16 protein-coding genes are annotated in these 18,870 nt (G+C 39.5%); 5 read left to right on the plus strand and 11 right to left on the minus strand.

Features of this window, described 5'->3' with window-relative positions; all coding sequences use genetic code 11:
* Positions 1-12 precede the first annotated feature (12 nt).
* From rfbD to B4A24_RS04185, 4 genes are all read right to left on the minus strand, one after another.
* Positions 13-870 (minus strand): dTDP-4-dehydrorhamnose reductase, encoded by an 858-nt coding sequence (gene rfbD, locus B4A24_RS04170; protein WP_172393833.1) that lies wholly within the window; start codon positions 868-870, stop codon positions 13-15.
* A gap of 80 nt (positions 871-950) precedes the next feature.
* On the minus strand, positions 951-1,505 hold the full coding sequence (rfbC, locus tag B4A24_RS04175) for a dTDP-4-dehydrorhamnose 3,5-epimerase (protein ID WP_293942926.1): 555 nt from the start codon (positions 1,503-1,505) through the stop codon (positions 951-953).
* Positions 1,506-1,507: 2 nt separating this feature from the next.
* Positions 1,508-2,563, minus strand: coding sequence for a dTDP-glucose 4,6-dehydratase (gene rfbB / locus B4A24_RS04180; protein ID WP_288811789.1), 1,056 nt, complete (start codon positions 2,561-2,563; stop codon positions 1,508-1,510).
* A 183-nt stretch (positions 2,564-2,746) separates the two neighbouring features.
* Positions 2,747-4,723, minus strand: coding sequence for a polysaccharide biosynthesis protein (locus B4A24_RS04185; protein WP_293942930.1), 1,977 nt, complete (start codon positions 4,721-4,723; stop codon positions 2,747-2,749).
* Positions 4,724-5,116: 393 nt separating this feature from the next.
* Here B4A24_RS04185 and B4A24_RS04190 point away from each other — a divergent pair, with 393 nt between their 5' ends.
* Positions 5,117-5,914 (plus strand): tyrosine-protein phosphatase, encoded by a 798-nt coding sequence (locus B4A24_RS04190; RefSeq protein ID WP_172393836.1) that lies wholly within the window; start codon positions 5,117-5,119, stop codon positions 5,912-5,914.
* Positions 5,915-6,063: 149 nt separating this feature from the next.
* Here B4A24_RS04190 and B4A24_RS04195 read toward each other — a convergent pair whose 3' ends face one another.
* Positions 6,064-7,569 carry a FimB/Mfa2 family fimbrial subunit gene (locus B4A24_RS04195; RefSeq protein WP_288811794.1) on the minus strand — a complete coding sequence of 502 codons (1,506 nt, stop codon included), beginning with the start codon at positions 7,567-7,569 and terminating at the stop codon, positions 6,064-6,066.
* Between the two features lie 43 nt (positions 7,570-7,612).
* Positions 7,613-7,786 (minus strand): hypothetical protein, encoded by a 174-nt coding sequence (locus tag B4A24_RS04200; RefSeq protein WP_172393838.1) that lies wholly within the window; start codon positions 7,784-7,786, stop codon positions 7,613-7,615.
* 1,199 nt (positions 7,787-8,985) lie between these two features.
* Between B4A24_RS04200 and B4A24_RS04205 the strand changes: the two genes are divergently transcribed.
* From B4A24_RS04205 to B4A24_RS04215, 3 genes are all read left to right on the plus strand, one after another.
* Positions 8,986-9,132, plus strand: a complete 147-nt coding sequence (locus B4A24_RS04205) for a hypothetical protein (protein WP_172393839.1) — start codon at positions 8,986-8,988, stop codon at positions 9,130-9,132.
* A gap of 36 nt (positions 9,133-9,168) precedes the next feature.
* Complete coding sequence (locus B4A24_RS04210) at positions 9,169-11,115, plus strand: fimbrillin family protein (RefSeq protein WP_288811800.1); 1,947 nt, start codon at positions 9,169-9,171, stop codon at positions 11,113-11,115.
* A gap of 427 nt (positions 11,116-11,542) precedes the next feature.
* Complete coding sequence (locus B4A24_RS04215) at positions 11,543-12,163, plus strand: helix-turn-helix domain-containing protein (RefSeq protein ID WP_293942933.1); 621 nt, start codon at positions 11,543-11,545, stop codon at positions 12,161-12,163.
* A gap of 139 nt (positions 12,164-12,302) precedes the next feature.
* Here the strand turns inward: B4A24_RS04215 and B4A24_RS04220 are convergent, their stop codons facing one another.
* Complete coding sequence (locus B4A24_RS04220) at positions 12,303-13,022, minus strand: helix-turn-helix domain-containing protein (RefSeq protein ID WP_293942935.1); 720 nt, start codon at positions 13,020-13,022, stop codon at positions 12,303-12,305.
* A gap of 97 nt (positions 13,023-13,119) precedes the next feature.
* Positions 13,120-13,566: a response regulator gene (locus tag B4A24_RS04225; RefSeq protein ID WP_288811807.1), complete on the minus strand. Its 447-nt coding sequence runs from the start codon at positions 13,564-13,566 to the stop codon at positions 13,120-13,122.
* A gap of 524 nt (positions 13,567-14,090) precedes the next feature.
* Here B4A24_RS04225 and B4A24_RS04230 point away from each other — a divergent pair.
* Positions 14,091-15,326: a tyrosine-type recombinase/integrase gene (locus B4A24_RS04230; protein WP_288811809.1), complete on the plus strand. Its 1,236-nt coding sequence runs from the start codon at positions 14,091-14,093 to the stop codon at positions 15,324-15,326.
* Between the two features lie 192 nt (positions 15,327-15,518).
* Here B4A24_RS04230 and B4A24_RS04235 read toward each other — a convergent pair whose 3' ends face one another.
* Genes B4A24_RS04235 through B4A24_RS04245 form a run of 3 tightly spaced genes read right to left on the minus strand, consistent with a single transcriptional unit; the run spans position 15,519 to position 18,680 of the window.
* Positions 15,519-16,307, minus strand: coding sequence for an HAEPLYID family protein (locus B4A24_RS04235; RefSeq protein ID WP_172393845.1), 789 nt, complete (start codon positions 16,305-16,307; stop codon positions 15,519-15,521).
* Positions 16,308-16,364: 57 nt separating this feature from the next.
* Positions 16,365-17,543, minus strand: coding sequence for an aminopeptidase C (locus B4A24_RS04240; protein ID WP_293942939.1), 1,179 nt, complete (start codon positions 17,541-17,543; stop codon positions 16,365-16,367).
* A 9-nt stretch (positions 17,544-17,552) separates the two neighbouring features.
* On the minus strand, positions 17,553-18,680 hold the full coding sequence (locus B4A24_RS04245) for an acyltransferase family protein (RefSeq protein WP_216660721.1): 1,128 nt from the start codon (positions 18,678-18,680) through the stop codon (positions 17,553-17,555).
* Positions 18,681-18,870 lie beyond the last annotated feature (190 nt).

Genomic DNA, 18,870 nt, shown 5'->3' on the forward strand with positions numbered 1-18,870 from the left:
ATTAGCGATATTTTAGTTTTTAATTTCCTCTGCCAACATGTCCCCAAGACTTGTCTTCCAGTTTGGTACAGCTACATCAAAGGCTGCTTTAATTTTCGATTTGTCAAGCAGTGAATACTTTGGCCGTTGTGCTGGGGTTGGATAAGCAGACGTGGGAATTGGTCTTACCTGACAGTCAAATGAACGGAAATCCCGTATTGCTACAGCAAAGTCATACCAAGATATTTCCCCTTCATTGCTGTAGTTATAAATACCAGCTTTCCAAACCGGTGTATCAGCAATTTTTAAAATCGCGAGCGCCAGATCTTTTGCATAGGTTGGGCTACCAATCTGATCATTGATCACACTGATCTCATCACGTTCGGCCATGAGGCGACACATGGTCTTGACAAAATTCTTTCCATAAGCAGAGTATACCCAGGATGTCCGGATAATAATTGCCTCTGGACACCATTTTTGAATCGCCTTCTCTCCTGCGAGCTTGGTCTGTCCATAGACATTGATTGGCGCCGTAGCTGCATCCTCCGTTAGTGGAACAGCAGAATCACCATCAAACACATAATCGGTCGAAAGAGCAATCAGCTTTGCCCCATGTACATGACAATATAGCGCAATCTCTTCGCAGGCTAAATGATTGACCACATTAGCTGTTTCAGCATCTTCCTCCGCCTTATCCACGGCGGTATAAGCGCCAGTATGAATTATTAAATCAGGCTGATACATGGCCAAAATATCCTGAATCAGGAGAATCTGATCCAATGGTAATTGCTTACGATCCAGAAAATAACACTCCATTTCAGTGTCATTCATCAATAAATCATATAACTCGGACCCTAATTGTCCAGAAGCACCTGTAATGACAATTTTCATCAATATCTTTTTATGGTGGAAGCAATATGGTCTGCTTATAGTTCCAATGAGGCCTTAAGCAGGTCAAGCGCGCTATTTTATTATTTCAATTTATCAGATAATGCGGCGAAGCTTTGTGCCTCTTTATCCTTTTCTGACAAAATCATTTGATCTACCGGAATTTGCCAGTCAATCGCCAATTCAGCATCTAAAGGGTGTACACCATCCTCCGCTTCTTTGCTATAATTATTATCACATTTATAAGAGAATACCGCCTGCTCAGACAATACAGAGAAACCATGCAAAAATCCGCGTGGCACAAATAATTGCTTTTTATTCTCGGAAGAAAGTTCCACGGCGACATGCTGTCCATAGGTCGGTGAATTCGGCCGAACATCAACAGCCACATCCAGCACACGGCCTTCGAGTACACGCACCAGTTTTGCCTGCGCATGCTCACCAGCTTGCATATGCAGCCCCCTGACAACGGCAAATTGGGATTTCGACTGATTATCCTGTACAAAATGAGGATTATGCCCCAATATCGCAGCCAATTTATTTTCATTATAAGACTCAAAGAAATAGCCTCTATCATCTTCAAATACGGCCGGTTCTAAAATAAAACAACCCGACAGTTTCGTTTCTGTATATTTCATGTTTAAGCGCCGTTATATTGGTTGTCATAATAATGCTGATAATCACCGGAAGTCACATGATCCAGCCATTCCTGATTGGACAAAAACCAATCTATTGTCAGCGATAATCCCTCTTCAAATGTCACCGATGGTCTCCAGCCCAGCTCAGTATTTATTTTACTTGCATCAATCGCGTAGCGTAAATCATGACCGGGACGATCTTTGACAAAAGTAATCAGGGAAGCAGCTGTACCATCCTCCCTGCCTAATTTAGCATCCATCTGTCGGCAAAGTTCTTTGATCAAGTCAATATTCTGCCATTCATTAAAACCACCTATATTGTAAGAATCACCATTTTTACCTTCATGAAAAACCAAGTCTATCGCTTTTGCATGATCGATCACAAAAAGCCAGTCCCGGGTATATTTTCCGTCACCATACACCGGCAATGGTTTATTATTTAAAATATTGTGAATACACAGTGGAATCAGCTTCTCAGGAAAATGATTGGGGCCGTAATTATTGGAACAATTGGTTAAGACAATCGGTAAGCCATAGGTATCGTGATAGGCCCGTACAAAATGGTCCGAACTTGCCTTGGAGGCCGAGTAGGGTGAATGCGGATCATATTTGGTATTTTCTGTAAAAAAGCCAGATTCGCCCAAAGCACCAAATACCTCATCCGTAGAAACATGGTGAAAACGTTTTCCCTCTAAATTATCCTTCCAGATTGCCCGGGCGGCATTTAACAAGTTTACGGTTCCAATTACATTGGTCAGGACAAATGCTGAAGGGTCTGCAATGGAACGGTCTACATGCGATTCCGCGGCTAAATGAATAATCCCGTCAGGTTGATATTGTTCGAATACCGAAGTTATCGCCGCCTGATCGGTAATATCCGCTTTGACAAAGCTGTAATTTGGACGATCCTCGATATCTTTCAAATTTTCAAGGTTGCCCGCATACGTCAGGGCATCCAGATTAATAACCTGATAATGCGGATATTTAGTAACAAACTCACGAACAACATGGGATCCAATAAACCCAGCCCCGCCAGTGATTAAGATTTTTTTATTCATATAATGTGCTTTTGACGGAAACCTTTTGCGTTATTCTGTCTAAATTTATTAACTAATAATTCGCTAAAATTAGCTTGATTTTTGCGAATTGGCAAGTTTTAAACGATGGAGAATGCATAATAAACGCAAAAATCCCATCAAAGGGACTTTTGCGAAATAAATAGGGGTAAATTTTTGAGCCCCTTAAGCCTTTTTTACGATTGAATAAACAGGGACCTCGTCTACAAATTCCTGTTCGATCGCGTTGTCCAATGTCTCGTACTCAGAATTCTGAGATTTAAATTCCGGAACGATCCGTTTCATCGCAGCAACCAGGTCCATAAAATTGGGCAAATGCTGATCAGCATCTACAATTTGTTGACAGACAGCATTGATTCGCTCCGCTTTTAGGATCAAATCATCATGTCTTACTTTAGCGATCATGATTTTCGGATGATGCGTTTTGACGGTATTCTCGTTATTCGCCAACAGTTCCTCGTAGATCTTTTCGCCCGGGCGCAGGCCAACAATTTTGATATCAATATCTTCCGGATAACGGTAACCTTTCAATTTGATCATCCGTTTTGCCAGGTCCATTATTTTAACCGACTTGCCCATATCGAAGACAAAAATCTCGCCGCCTTTTCCCATGACGCCGGCTTCCTGCACCAGCTGGCAAGCTTCAGGAATCGTCATAAAGAAACGTGTAATTTCAGGGTGAGTCAGGGTCAGCGGGCCGCCGTTTGCCATTTGTTTTTCAAAGAGTGGTATGACGGAGCCGTTGGAGCCGAGTACATTTCCAAAACGGGTAATGATAAAACTTGTTTCAGACCTACCGCTGCAGCTGCTTACGTAAATTTCAGCCATCCGTTTGGTGGCCCCCATCACATTTGTAGGGTTTACGGCCTTATCTGTCGAAACCATGACCATTTTCTTTGTACCATGCTGTATGCAAAGATCGGCGATATTCTTACTTCCAAGCACATTTGTCTGAATGGATTCATACGGATTTGCCTCCATCAATGGCACGTGTTTATAAGCAGCCGCATGAAACACCAGCTCCGGTTTATACTGTACAAATATATTCTGCATAAAGGCATAGTTGCGCACATCTCCGACAATACAATGCAGATGATCAGGCTGTGTTGCCTTGATCGACTGTTGGATATCATAGAGAGCAGACTCTGCCTGATCCACCAGGATCAATTTTTTATAATGGCGTCTTGCGATCTGACGGGCCAGTTCCGAACCAATGGAGCCTGCGGCACCAGTAATAAGAACCACTTTGTCCTTCATCTCCTCTTCAATCTCCGGATGGTCCAATTTAATTGGCTTACGACCAAGCAAATCCTCAATTTTTAATGGTCGGATCTCTCGCTTGACACCGGAGTTGAGCAAGATCCGGGCCGAAGGCATAATTTTAAGCTCAAGTCCAATGTTTTGAAACCAGTCAGACACATACTGTAGCCGCTCGGGATCATTATTTTCGACAGCAATAATGACCTGCGTAATTTGACATTTCTCAACAAATTCCTTCGTAATTTCTGTAATATCTCTAATTTTCAATCCCGCAAGCCGCTTGCCGATGCGCGATATCTTGTCCTCTACAAAGGCGACCACTTGGAATTTGATCCTTGGATCCTCCTTTAATAGGGAGAAAGCCACCAGCCCTGGGCGTGAGGCACCAAAGATCAGTACATTTTCGACTTTCCGTGCTGGCAAAAAAAGATACTCGTAGATGGTCCGGTACACGACGCGCGCCCCTACCATTGTCACAATCAGGATACAAGCCTGCATGGTCAATATCCCGTATGACAGCCGGAGAAAATCCTCTAGGGCTGTTCCTTTATCGACGGTAGCCTTGATAATAAAAGTAAATAGCATCAGCAGCAAATAGGCAGATGCAACAGTTTTAAAGATCTTGATTGTATCCCGTATTCCTGTCTGGCGAACGATACCTTTAAATGTATTGTAAAACAAGAACATAAGTAAATATACCGGCAACACCACTACCAGCTTTTTTAACATTAAAGAAACGTCAAAGACGCCCTTGAAATTATTGATGACATAATTTGAAAACACATAACTTGCAAATACAAACCACATATCGATCAATAGAATGACCCATCGTGGATTATCTTTACGCAAACGCTTTCTTAAATCCAATAGAGATCCCATCATAGCTTTCTTCCCTTTTCTTGTCGTTTATTGTTAATTATGCTGCATCCATATTTATATTGGACACAACAGCTATGGCCTTTTCGCATTTCATATAGAAAAGACCAAGATACTTAAAATTTAACAATGCTTTGTCCATTTAATTTAGATTTAAACAACAATAAGCATTGACTATATTATCAGCATACCATCGTGGACTAAGCAACTATTATACCGAAGTTGTTACAATCATCCATAAAATTTAAAAATTACAAACTCAAAAGTCATTCGATTGTATTATACTTGAATTAAACTTTTACCTGTCCACAGCATCTATTTCCCTTCAACATTAAAACTGGCATATTGTTTGTAAACATTTGGAAAGAAAGTAAATACCATGTACTTGAATTATATATTATGAATTTTTTGACCAATTTATTCAAACATAAAAAGTCATCATCCGTTAGACCTTTGGCGCAATTGGAATTTCTCGAAGTGGATATGCACAACCACCTTTTGCCCGGAATTGACGACGGAAGTAGTTCGGTAAAAAATTCGATCAATTATATTCAAGCATTACAACGGTTGGGGTTGAAGAAGTTTATCTGCACGCCACATATTATGGCCGGTGTACATCCAAATAACAAATCAACTATTGAAGAAGCACAGGTTGCTCTAGTTAAGGGATTAAAAGATAGCGGCAACGAAACCCCTATTTTTGCCGCGGCCGAACACATGATTGATGATGGCCTAAGCGCACTTATCCAACAAGACGAACTTTGTGTAATGCCCGGCGGTTATGTGCTAATCGAGATGTCCTATTTATCCGAATCCAAAGCCCTCTTTCATACTATTTTAGAGATTCAAAATCTCGGATACAAACCAATTCTTGCACATCCTGAACGTTACGGTTATTACCACAATAATTTTAATATCTATAAACAGATTAAGGATGCAGGCTGCCTATTACAACTCAATTTACTTTCCCTAAGTCGGTATTATGGAGTAGATACCAAAGCCATTGCAATGACCTTATTAAAATCAGGCATGTATGATTTTGTAGGAACGGACTTGCATCATGAACGTCATCTTGAAGCACTGCAGAAAATTGTAGAAAAATACCCAATTCGCGAAATGTTAAAGACCTCTCCCATCTTAAACCAAAGTTTGTCAGACTATTTCGACAATAGCAAATCACAGGGAATAGCTGGTTAAAAATAACTTACTGTCCTATTTTGTGTCCAACAAAGGAAAGATGACAGACCGTGAATACAAGAAATTGCATAAAAAACGCATTCCCCAAGCCGGGGAATGCGTTTCCATTAAATTTATGATCCAAAAAAATAGCTTTGATATTCAGCATGCTAGTTTCTTACACAACGGATCTGAAAAGCCTTTTCCTTGCTATCCACGCCCGATGCCGTACTAGGTTTATTGTATCCACCAAATTGCAAACTAACCGCCGTAGACATATCAGCGTCAGTAGAAATATTAGTTGACGTCCAATAAGGAGTTGTTCCACCTATGATTGACGGAAAGAATATGGATGCACTTGGATTAGCAGACATTGCCTGCAAATCGGTAGATCCATAGAAAACCCCTTCCACTCCGTTGTACTTATACTGCCAGTCAGTGGCCGCACCCGATGTCGCAAGCAATATGTTATATTCCGCTTGCGAAGGTGTCCGCCATTCGGCACTGACCAATTTACAAGGGTCTCTCTCTACTTTGTAATCAAGCATATCGTGATAAGTAGGCGCAACACCTGCTCCCTCCGGAGTCAGCCAGTTATAATACCAATTGTTACCTAATTGATTTGGAGCCGCAAAACTATATTTACCATTAGTGTACTGCAAGTTTCCAGGGGCCCAAATATATCCGCCACCATTTATACCACCCAATGGTGCCTTTAGTTTAAATTCCAATACATATTTTACGCCAGGTCTTAAGTTCCAATTACCGCTTGATATCGTTCTAGCTGCACTTCCACCAATAGAAACACCTGATAAAGAAATTTTTCCACTTGTTGTTGCCGCTGTAGCGATGAAAGTAGAATCCGAGTTGATGACAGTTCCATTTGTATTTTTCAAGTTGAATGCTACTGGGCTTACGTTACCCTTATGAGTAAGTGCACTAGTCGCCAAATTCACATCTACAGCTGCATTAGAAGGTTCAATTGTTGCACCCGAAATACTGCTCACTGTTCCTATAGCTGAAGCGTCAAACTTCAATGTCACCTGTGTAAACAAGTGCTCTAAGTCAGCGTTCAATATATTCTGGCCATCTTTTACTTCAAAGACCACCTGATCAAGCATAAAGTCCTGATCAGCAGTCAGACCTTCAAAATTCACTTCACTCAATGTTGTACCGACAGCGATTGACGGTAGCGTTTTATTCGAACCCGACGCATAGATTACAAATGTGTATTTTCCTTTTTCAATGGCGAAATCCTGCACAGCATTCCCTTGGGTAAATGATTTAGTCTCTTTGTATCCACCTGCTGCGTCAAAAATTGCCACATAATAAATAGTCCCTTGTTTCAAGGTCTTTTGATCGGTACCTGTGGAAACAGTTGCCGCACGATTTGACGCTTTCAGCCCCGAAGCAGGCGCCAACTCAGCCGTTAAGGTTGCGACCAATGTATATTGATTATCAAAAGGAATCTCTAAAGTTTGCGTCGATGATGCGTACGTACGACCCACCGAAGCCGCTTTAGCAGGGTCAGTCTTTGCGAAAGCTTCACCAATATTCAAACGTACGGTTGTACCTTCAGATATCACAGCTTGTGTGTTATCCTTACTACATGAAGAGACAAATAATAGCAATGCAAGCATAGAAGCCAACCCAGATTTTATTGTAAACATTTTCATAAATGATTGTTTATTACACAAATTAATTAAACTACCTATAATACTACCACTCTACATCCTGACTTTGTGTCTCCGTCTGCCAAGATTCGGTCACCGAACTATTTACGGAACCAGCTGCAACGCTATATTCCAGTTCAACATGTTGCGTGTTCATGCAAGGAGATTCATAAGGTAATCGGCCATTTAGATTAGCCAAGTTTTCTTTGTTCGTTTTCATTTTTTATCTATTTAAAATACTCTAAGGCAATACTAAGTTCGTGTAACTATCACACGTCACATAAAAGACATTATTCAATTGATATAAAGACTTTTATAGCACAATAATATGACACTCCCTTATCAGAAGTTGCACGAAAGTAGAGAATATTTGAAAGGAGCCGAAGTAAATGAGGTGGTGTTTATTTTTCTGTAGCTATAGCACTACAAGTACACCCAAGAGGGATATTTTCGATGACATTCTCATGAAGATTAACACAAATATGGGCGCCAAACATACAACGAGAAGAAGTGACGATTGCTTTTTAATGTTTTTGAAGCGCAGTCAACCTTTTGGCTAAATACATATCATATGACTGGAATTGAAAAAGCTAATTAATTGCTTAAACAATTTAATTACAATATAATACAGAATTGCAAAACGAAAAAACAAACCAAATCAAAAACAGATATATTTTTTTTTAATAAGACAAATACAAAAAATGGTTATTATTTATCAATAAATTGTATATAGAAAACCACCAAAACATTCTACCAAGGATAGAATGGAATATTATTAAGAAATTAGCTATCACCTACACTATTACATCGCAATATAACGAAACATAAAAAACAAAACCTCCTCATCAAAATTGGCTCCTCAAAAACTACCTGTTCAAACATCTTAATTATAAAACAAATAATCATTAAAAAAATCATTAGCAGCTAAAACAAAACCCAAAGAACTTTGTTTAAGCCTAAGACTATTGTAAATAATAGTTTTGTAAAACTGATCAATAATTGCACATATTTTATATTAAAAGACAGCTATACGTTAATTATGAAATAATACAGAAATGAAAAGAAAATACATTTAAATATCAAGCGAATTTTATATAAAAAAATAATTTACAATTTTTTTTTGCACAAGTTGATATTTAGTCGTAATATTACAATTCGAATGGGATAAGTGTAGTTAGCCGAATATAGAAAAGAATATAGACATATATAATTTACATTACATTAACAGAAGTATAACATCAAAGTTGACACAGCGGTAACACAAAATTTTGTCTGTACGCAGAGACAAACAGTTTACCAAAACGTCAATTTTTAAATTTTAACAATGAAGTATTAAATTGTCCATTAAATTTTAAACCCCACGTTCGCAAAGCGTGGAATTATCCAAATAATATTATCATGAATAAGAACGCAAAAAAAATGTACGTTGCTCCGTCCATCAAGGAGAACGTAATCGAGCTTGAGCAAGGCATTGCTGCAGGCTCTCAAGCACAACCAGGCGCGACTCCACAATCAGGCGGCTGGGGAGCTGGAACGGATGAAACCAACAACGGTGAAGGATCTTAGGAAGTATTGTAATTATTAACAACAAGAAAAGCACAAATGAAATTTCTACAAAAAAAGGGAGCTCACTGGGTTGTTGCAATGGCAATACTTGCGCTACCGGCTACGTTAATAACGAGCTGCTCCAAAGATTCGAAAACAGAAATTGTTGACACAAAAAGCGACAAATTAACCATCGCCGTTGGTGGAATTAAAACAAACAACGACGAGGGAGTAAAGCGCATGGGCGTTTCCTCTTCCAATAAAACTGCACAGCCAAAAATTTATTCTTTTTCTGATGTTGACATGGCGGTTTCTACGGATAATACTGTTCCGGTAAAAACTACCAGTGCTAACGCCGCACGAGCAAACGGTACAGCTGCTGATGCTGCGCCTGGCGTTACAGAGAATATGGAACAAGACACTAAATATGTCGTGTACATTTACTCTGGAAGCACATTGGTTGCAGCTAAAGAATTGCAATCTGGCATAGCAGGTACTATTGAAGGACTTGATCCAGCTGGCTCCTACACCTGGGTAGCACTCTCTTACAATTCAAAGGATGATGCACCATCGTTAACCCCTGCTAGCGGAGCAATTTCACTTCCACAAAATAAGGATGTTCTATATGCTTCCGGAACGGTCGATTTAGCAACCAGCTCGAACATTAATATCCTTTTCAATCATGCGTTTTCACGCATTGGCATTGAATTAAACACTATCGGTGTTTTCGGTAATATCACTGGAGAACCGGTTTTATCTGTGTCAGGATTGAATTTAGCAACAGGTAGTATTGATCTACTGACTGGTGCGGTTACTGCAGGTGCAACATTTGCGCCAACACTAAGCTACGCTGATTTTAAAAATGTTGATCCATTGTATAACGATTCTAAAATTGCTTATGTGTATACAGCATCTGTTGCCACACAAAATGCGATTCAAGTAAGTCTAAAAGACTTGGATATTAGCCACGTGGATGGAAGCTTAGCTCGTCGATATTTTACAACGGCTACAAATTTTAATTTCACTGTTTCGCCAGAATTAGGCAAGAGCCATCACCTACTGTTAAATGTGGTCGAATCACCTTTGGTTACTAATTATGGCGGACGCCAAGTAAAATGGGGCCGTTCAAACTTATTTTACAGAGGTAACAATGGCGGAGGACGCAATTATGCTTTTTATGCAAATAATCAGCTAACTGCAAAAGCTAACGGGTATTTCGCATTTGGAAGTGTCGTGCCTGGACAATTTGCAACAACGACGACTAATAATGGAGATCCTTGCGCACTGGTATATCCTGCAGGTCTTTGGAAGCAACCAGCCAAGGCTGATTTCGCTAATATGGTACGCGGAGATATTAAAGCCGATGAACTTACAGGTGCATTAGGAGGGTTGGGCCAAGTAGTTGATGCTACAGGGTTAACCGGACTTGTAAATATCATTACAAATTTGTTGGGCAATGTCACTTCCGTCTTGGTTAATACACAAGCGCCAAATTCATCACTTGCACCAACTTCCCCTTATAACTTTGGGCAATACACACTTGCATCTGGTGCTAACGGTGCTCCAACAGCTGGTAACTCAAACGCTTTCGGTGATGTAAACAGTGCATCGAACAGATTGCGCTTTTATTATAACGGCCAAATCTCTAATGTAAATGTATTGCCTCTACTTGGCAACGGTGGTTTAGCTAATTTAGGCCTTAACGATATTAGTGTAGATATCGCTAATTTCCAAGTTGTTAATCTAAATCTTCCTCTTTTGGATAGTTATGGCAGAACAACTGCATTGTGGACAAATGAACAAGGTGCAAATATCCTTGGTTTAGCTGGCACAGGTACTTGGGCTTACAATGGAAATGCAGGCAGGTCATTCTCTTTGTTGGGATTAGGTTCCAGATTCCACATGGCAAATAACACGGGTGAACTATTAAACGGTGTAAGCGTATTGGGCGCTAATGTTTTGAGTACGTCATTCAAAAACGTTCGTTGCGTACGCACAAACTAAAAATAAAACTGATATTTTTCAGTAAGTCATTTCTAAGCGGCTAGATTTTATCTAGCCGCTTTTCTATTGTAGCTTATTCCCTACGAATCATTTTTTTCACATTTTTTAACACGATTATCGTCAATTTTCACACGGAAAGTTCCAATTATATTTTCTACTTTTGGAACATCAAGTCATTTTTTTTGCGTTCGACTTGATAATATTATTGGATAAAATGGAACGAAGGCGTTCGTTCCATTATTTTTTTTATTACTGATAATCAATTTGTTAGTACTAAAATCACTCTACCTAATGCCAGTCTCTGTACAATAAGAAGCTGACGATTTTTACCCAAAACACTTCTTAAAACATTGCTGACCAGCATTCAATCGTGGTGATCGTACAACAATTGAGCAGCTGCGCTACAGCATATCATTTATAGAATATTATGGGAAAAGTTAAAGACAATGCACTTGCTACATTGATTTCATCACGGATTACGGAGATTATGAATCAGACCGGGCTTTCACTCAACGGGCTGGCCAGCTTCTCTGGGTTAACTGCAGGACCGCTTCGCAGCCACTACAATAAGACCCTTACGATCACTGTCGAACATGTTGCAAAAATATGCCAGCCTTTTTCCATCCCTCTTCCAGATTTTTTCAATCCTGAAATAGTACTCGTTATCGATATTGACAACGTTCCGGGCTTAAGCACCTTTAAGGAAACAACTTTCTCCCAAGAACAAAACCATCTATTAAAACATAAAATCGAACCAATCAGTGAATCTGTCAATGAAGATCTGAGACGCCAACGCGAGCTGATCGCCCATGTCGTGTATGCATCCGATTATTTTACTGAGCCCAAAACACTTGAACAGATGGCCGATGATTTCCAGGAAAATTATAATATAAATTTCAGCACCGAAAGGATCTATAGCTTGCTGCGGAAATATGTGGGCGGTGAAGTATTGCAACGCAAGCCTTTGCCAAGACCCAAATGTAAGGGTAGCATAAGCAGAAGACCCTTTTTATATTTTAAGTCAACTGTCGAAACCCAAAATCTATAAAATTTATTTCATCATAACTCGGCAACTGCGCTTTCCCTAAGATCAAGACTCTCCCCTACTATCTAAAACTCAAACGGCAAAAAAACTAACAGCTGACGCGATTCGCAGATCATAACCGAGCGTTATTTGCTAAAAAAATTCATTGCATCCGAAACACGCGAGGAATATGGCCCGTCTGTTTCTTGACAAAATTTCGGAAGTTGGACTCGTCATTAAATCCCATTTCATAGGATATCTGTGAAATAGACAAATTTGTATGTTTAATATACCGTACAGCTTGCTGTACCAAAACAGCTAAAATCATCGATTTTGCCGTTTTTCCAGTCGTTGCCAAACAGGCTTCCGTCAGTCTGCGCGCAGTGACGTGAAGTTGATCTGCATAAAACTGTACATGTGTATATTCTTTACAATATTTATGAACTAAAATCGAAAACTGATTTACCAAACCAATATCGGTAGCGCTCTTCAGTTGTAACTTACTATTAGCAGCAGCCTCATGATACGCATCCAATAAAAGCGATTCCACACAATGATGTGCAACAAGTTCAAATACATGGTCGCTCTGCATACGTGCCCGGCTAAGACGATCCACAATCAACTGGTTAAAAGCATCTTCTCCAAAACTAGCATCACCATACAACAGCGGGAACTCCCCAAAAAACAAGGGTGAATTAATGGTGGCCGCATCCTCAACCGAGCGTTCATAAAATGCAGCAGTAAAACAAATAGCATAGCCTTTACCCGCGTTTGTATTCGAAAGCTCAATGTATCTACCGGGACCTATAAAAATCATTTGGTCGTTCGTTAGATGATATTTTTCTGCGTCAATCCGCACATTAATCGGCTCAAAAGCCTTCATGATTGTGAAAAAATTTTGCTCGTTTTGTTCAATAGTTCGATCCACAAAGTTTCGAAAACTGAACAGTTGGAAGCCAACAGATGTTATATTGCCAAATTTACTGAGAGGTGTCATGCTGAGTTATTGAAATATTCTTTTTAACAATTGAAGGGCTGTTATATTGTCTCCCTTGTTTATCATAGCTGCCAATTACCTGCAACATATATTCAGGATTGCATTTTGAAAATACCTGCACTGCTCCGCTCCGCCTGAAATCATGTATTTCGATCAAACTCTCCGTTGCCGTGTATCCAAATATGTTAATGGTAGGAAACCGGCGGCTTATTTCACCAGCCGCACTTATCCCATTCATAACAGGCATATGTAAATCTAGTATGCAGGCTTGGGGAAGTACTTCACAGGAATCAAGATACTGCAACAATTCATTCCCGTTATTCGCTAAAAATTGCAAATCAAACAGATCGAATTGCTTTGAAAGCAGCGCAATAATTTTCTGTTGCAGTTTGCTGTCATCCGCAAAAACCAATTTTATCTTATTTTCCATGTACGCTTAGTTGCTGTTTGAGTTTGTAGAACACAGTTCTTAATCACTTCAGATCACGAGGGAAGCCGTTTCGCCCCTGTCGATCTATTATTGTTACAATTCTTTTGCATTCTTTTTTTGAGGGACTCTGGAAAAATATTACTCAAACAATTCTCCAATTCGACAAGTATTATGTCAACTTTCGGCTGAATATAATTTTGCTTGACTTTCATTATGTTGGTATTTATTAATTTTCCAAACGTTTTTTTAATAAGCGCTTGAGCTTAAATTATTAGTCTAATTCAGACTAGAAAAAAAATCTTCTCAACTGATTTTCAAATAGATAATTTTTAAACAATTTTGTCCAACGCTCATACAGTTACTAACCGCACCTTTTTTTAATTCTGCAGTGATTTTTAACGCAATCGTTTGCACGCTTTTAAAATAAAAATGATATATTTGATTAAGTGGAATTGTAGTCTGAATTAGACTAATTCGCGTATACTATTATCTTTATACTCAGATAATACTAAAAAGTATAAGCGATGACATTCAATTTTACCTTATTGAGTATGGGGTCAACTTCCTTAATAGCCCTAAAATTTATTGATGAACAACAAAAAGAGTTCACTATAAAAACCTCATTAAAGATCAATCCTGGCAAATGGAATACAGATAAACAGCGTCCAGAAAACATTTACCTAAAAATCTTTAAAAAGCTTAATGCGAAATTAGATTCCATCAAAATCGGCGTATCAAATTACCTAAAGGAGGTCGCCTCTAAACAACGTAAATTCTCCCTAAATGTTTTAACCCGGCTTATAAAAAAATGCTGTATTTTAAGCGAAAAACTATTTGCAGAAGGAAGCCTACTGGAAGCTACTCATAATTTTATTCAAAGCCGTCTACACCTCATATCCGGCAATACACATAGGCGCTACAACGTCTTTTTTAGCATGTTAAGACGTTTTGAAGGTTTTCAGCAAAAACACCTGATGATCAATGAAGTCAATAGCAACTTTGTGAAAGACTTCATTAAATTTGGAGAGCTAGAGGCTTATAGCAGTAGCACAATCTATCGCACTATTTATTTTGTCCGGACAATCCTTAACTTTTTAGAAAAGAGAGGAATACGCACATTCGTCTATGAACTTGAACTCCCTAAAGTAAAAAAACATAACCGTGTCATTAGTCTCACGGAGGATGAGCTCATCCGTATCAAAGAAACCGAAGTTCCATCACAACTGAAAGCGGCCAAAGACTGGTTGGTCATTAGCTGTTACACAGGCCAACGGGTTTCGGATTTTATGAATTTCAACCTCGATATGATGGAAATTCTCGATGGAAAACCCTGTCTATCATTTACACAGCAGAAAACGCAAAAGACAATTTTGCTTCCCCTCCATCCGACAGCTATACATATCATGTCGGATAATGGGAACAATTTTCCATCAAAACTTTCGGCCCAAAAATATAACGAACAGATTAAAGAGATAGCCCGTTTGGCTGGCATCAATAGCCTGATAAAAGTGCGCACAAGAACCGGTTTTAGATCGACCGAAAAACTCATCCAAAAATGGGAGGCTATTACCAGCCACATTGGCCGACGTAGTTTTGCTTCGAATTTTTATGGAAAAATACCCACGCCATTGCTTATGCAAGCAACTGGACATAGTACCGAACTTATGTTTCAACGTTATATCAGCAATACGGATACCGAACGCACCCGTTCGTTGGGGGCTTATCTTGATGAGGTTTACAAGAGTAAGTTTTTAGTCTAAAAAAAATGCTGATCACATTCACACAGCAAGAATTAAAAAAGCTATTTTAGGTAAAAAATACCGTTTTGCTTTTTCATAATTAGGAAGCATAATAAATCACTTTCTAAAAACAAGTTGCAAAAACAATTAAAACACATTGTAGTAATAAAATGCGTTCTACGGCCAATGATCATACTGCGGAACTTAGCACATTTACAACTGGTAAATCAAACGAAAAAATGAACTTATTGAATTTTCTTTTATCCCAACCGGAAACCCAATAGCCATACCGATAGCCAACTTATCGGTTAAGCCCAATTTCACCTGGGGACGAAGTGTTGTTTCCAGCCCCCCAGAGGCAATTTCCTGGTTGATTTCTAATCCTATAAAATGGTCGGTCTGTGGCAAGGTATAATGAAAGGAGGTATTGATCTGCCAATTCACTTCCGTTTTATGCGATTTATACCGATAGGCGATTTCTGGGCCGGAATAAATTAAGGTATGCCAGTTGCTATGCCAACTTTTTGCAGCCACGAAAAAAGGATTAAATGCTGTACCCCCTGCTACAAAATTAAAAATCTGCGTATAACCGACCGCTAAAGTTGTTGCATGTTTCTTGGACACAAAAAAGGAATACTGCGATGATAACCTCAACCGTTCGATCTCATTGCCGGAGGAAACATTGGCCATTTGACTTTTTGAATAAGCAAAGTCTGTTTCCACTTCCAAGCCCAGACGATCTATCGGCGCAAACTCATATTCCAATAAATAGCCGTATTCATCCATGTTCGGCATTTTTTTTATATCTGCTCCGATGTTAAACTCCTTTTCACCCTTCCTGGCCCCCAAGTCACGAACGAGATCATTATACAATGGTTCGGCATGGTGCACCTTATCCGGCAAGGGTTTAATTTCCTGCGCATTGACTGCATCTGTAAGAAATAAAATTCCAATCAATAAAAATATTCCAAATAGTCGTTTCGCGTGATTTTCATAGCTCATACGACAAATCACCTACACAATTATGGAAACATTTGGGAATTTCTAGGCAGTAGTCTTCTAAATTTTTAGCCTAGCTCGCAAGAGTGGGTTGAGTGCATCTTTATGCAGCATCAACGTAATCGTCTTGTACTTGACAAATTCTTTAGTGACATACATATACCCTCTAAACTCGTTGGCTTTACCCCAGGAATTTTTAGCAAGGTAGTATTCCTTCCCATGCTGATCTTTGGCAAGTCCAACGATATGCATGGCATGATCGTCTGTAGTACTCCAATTGTCGAAAGCTTGTTGCCTTTCCTCGGCCGTAACCTTCTTTTCAGCCGTTGGTCTTACAAACATGGTCTTTCTTTCTTCGTTCGACATGTTGTCAAATGGTTTTTCGGGAACATATGCAATTCCATAAGGCCAGGAGAATCCTTTTTCAGAAACATCCGTGGTCCAGGCGACCGTATACCCATGCTGCAATGCCCGATCAATAATGTCCGGTAGATCTTGCATGGGCACATTATAAAAGCTATCGAATGACCAGTTGTCCGGTACCATCAGCACAAATGGCTTATCATAGGGCTGATCTGTTACAGAAGCAAATCCAATGTAATTCTCCGGGTCAATGCCAATCACCTGATCGGCAAATGTGCGTGCCGTATAGGCTTTGCCCTTAAATTCAAATTCTTCGGGTACTTCCCCAAGATGTGCATCGAGCGTGCTACTGTAGGCTTGTTCCCAGTTGGGCTTTGACGGCCTGGTTTTGACCAGTACCTTGAGCATGGCATTGAGCATGGGGGTCATTTTCTTAAAATCATTGTAAGTTTGATTGCCCCGCAGGCCGGAATAAGCAGACCTGGGCATCGCACCGTACTTACGGAATACATTCAATACATCACGCAATTGTCCCCCTTCACCCATCGTCAGTCCCCCATGGAGGCGTACAAAGTTATGGGCTTTATCCAAATAGGCCTGCCGCGCAGTATACACCTGTGAGAGCTCCACGGGCTCTTTTCCCATCCGGATCATCTCCGACTCCAAAAATGAATTGCCGGTATATGACCAACAGGTATTCGACGCCCCCTGCTGCTTCACCGAAGTACAGCCCAGGTTGATAATAGCTGTAAACACATATTCCGTTTTGATCCGCTTGTACTTATTTTTATGGAGCATCTTGCGTCCATACATCACAAAGATTGCCCCAATAACCAATACAAAAATAATAACGACAAGCCTTTTATATTTTTTCATAATCTCCTATTAACGTCCACCACTGATGATTGCTGTAAACCGGGGCCAAAACTGCTTTGATAAGCTGTAAATCAACAAGCCCAATACAATAATGATAACCGGGCTGGCAAAATATAAAAATAGCAATAGCGCCTCAGATTGTGGGCGAAGTACCTTAAATAAAAATTTGATAACAAAGACTAAAGGTAATCGATGGTATGCGAATATAAAGAAACTGCTATTGGCTAAAAATGCGTTTGTAGCCCATCGTTCTTGGTCTATAAAATGAGCAGATACAGATACTACGGTAACAAGGCCTACAATAATTCCGGCACAGTATAAATCGGCCCACCAGCTTTGACCAAGAAAAAAAAGCTGTGCCACTACGAGCAGGACATATAGCGGTACAACGATCCCTAACATCGGCCGCATACTAATGACAAAATTTTTTGTGTTGATGCTAAAATAAGCCCCCGCGGTGAAAAAAAAGAAAGAGACGGTACTCAGCCCAGGCAAATAAAAAAAAGGATTACATACCCAGAGCAGGCCAAGTATAATGACCGCATACGTGCCTAACTTTTTGATCAGGAAATAGACAACCGGAGAAAAGAGCACCACCACCATCAAGTCACGGATAAACCAAAATGGCGAATTAATGGGCAGGGATTTATTCAAATGTGGGTTAACTTTAGAGGTATCCCAGAAGGACCATAACCAATCCATTAGACTATAATCCAATATTAGTTTATTTCTTCCAGAAACTAGGCTGCCTGATAGAAATGTTTGCGCAAGCAAAAGGAATATGATCACCAAGAGATTCCAGAAAATATAGGGGACCAAAAGCGATCGGACACGATTTTTTAATTTTTGCAAATAAATTTCTGTGGAAAAACCAGCGGTTTTATAAAAAAACAGGAACCCTGAAATAAAAAAGAAAAGTGGTACGCAGACCTCAAAAATAACTTTCGAAAACAAGAAAAAAACAGAAGAGAAAATGGGATAATCCCTAAAGCTGATCTGTTTTGCTCCGGCCATAACAATATCAGAAAAATCAGTATGGATAAATACCACACCCACAATCAGGGGAAAGCGCAAAAAATCAATGGTCATTGACTGCAGCTTATCTTCAGGCATTTTAAAATGATAATCTTTATCCATTAGTTAGATTTACAATATGAATTAGCGCCATTAAATTACACATTTATACGTAAATATCCCACACATTGTTTTTAATCCTACAGAACGATCTCATACATTAAGTTAACTTAACGCTTTAATAACAGGTTTCGAACAATATTTAATGTAGCAAAAGCGTTACATATTAACTAAACCAGCGAAAAAAATGAAA

It is taken from the genome of Sphingobacterium sp. UBA7249, assembly GCF_002472835.1.
GTDB classification, from domain to species: Bacteria; Bacteroidota; Bacteroidia; order Sphingobacteriales; family Sphingobacteriaceae; genus Sphingobacterium; species Sphingobacterium prati.

Coding starts and splice junctions, on each gene's coding strand:
- rfbD (WP_172393833.1), bottom strand. CDS start 870: ATGAAAATTGTCATTACAGGTGCTTCTGGACAATTAGGGTCCGAGTTA.
- B4A24_RS04215 (WP_293942933.1), top strand. CDS start 11,543: ATGGGAAAAGTTAAAGACAATGCACTTGCTACATTGATTTCATCACGG.
- rfbC (WP_293942926.1), bottom strand. CDS start 1,505: ATGAAATATACAGAAACGAAACTGTCGGGTTGTTTTATTTTAGAACCG.
- B4A24_RS04200 (WP_172393838.1), bottom strand. CDS start 7,786: ATGAAAACGAACAAAGAAAACTTGGCTAATCTAAATGGCCGATTACCT.
- B4A24_RS04220 (WP_293942935.1), bottom strand. CDS start 13,022: ATGAAGGCTTTTGAGCCGATTAATGTGCGGATTGACGCAGAAAAATAT.
- B4A24_RS04240 (WP_293942939.1), bottom strand. CDS start 17,543: ATGAAAAAATATAAAAGGCTTGTCGTTATTATTTTTGTATTGGTTATT.
- B4A24_RS04185 (WP_293942930.1), bottom strand. CDS start 4,723: ATGATGGGATCTCTATTGGATTTAAGAAAGCGTTTGCGTAAAGATAAT.
- B4A24_RS04195 (WP_288811794.1), bottom strand. CDS start 7,569: ATGAAAATGTTTACAATAAAATCTGGGTTGGCTTCTATGCTTGCATTG.
- B4A24_RS04225 (WP_288811807.1), bottom strand. CDS start 13,566: ATGGAAAATAAGATAAAATTGGTTTTTGCGGATGACAGCAAACTGCAA.
- rfbB (WP_288811789.1), bottom strand. CDS start 2,563: ATGAATAAAAAAATCTTAATCACTGGCGGGGCTGGGTTTATTGGATCC.
- B4A24_RS04190 (WP_172393836.1), top strand. CDS start 5,117: ATGAATTTTTTGACCAATTTATTCAAACATAAAAAGTCATCATCCGTT.
- B4A24_RS04230 (WP_288811809.1), top strand. CDS start 14,091: ATGACATTCAATTTTACCTTATTGAGTATGGGGTCAACTTCCTTAATA.
- B4A24_RS04245 (WP_216660721.1), bottom strand. CDS start 18,680: ATGGATAAAGATTATCATTTTAAAATGCCTGAAGATAAGCTGCAGTCA.
- B4A24_RS04205 (WP_172393839.1), top strand. CDS start 8,986: ATGTACGTTGCTCCGTCCATCAAGGAGAACGTAATCGAGCTTGAGCAA.
- B4A24_RS04235 (WP_172393845.1), bottom strand. CDS start 16,307: ATGAGCTATGAAAATCACGCGAAACGACTATTTGGAATATTTTTATTG.
- B4A24_RS04210 (WP_288811800.1), top strand. CDS start 9,169: ATGAAATTTCTACAAAAAAAGGGAGCTCACTGGGTTGTTGCAATGGCA.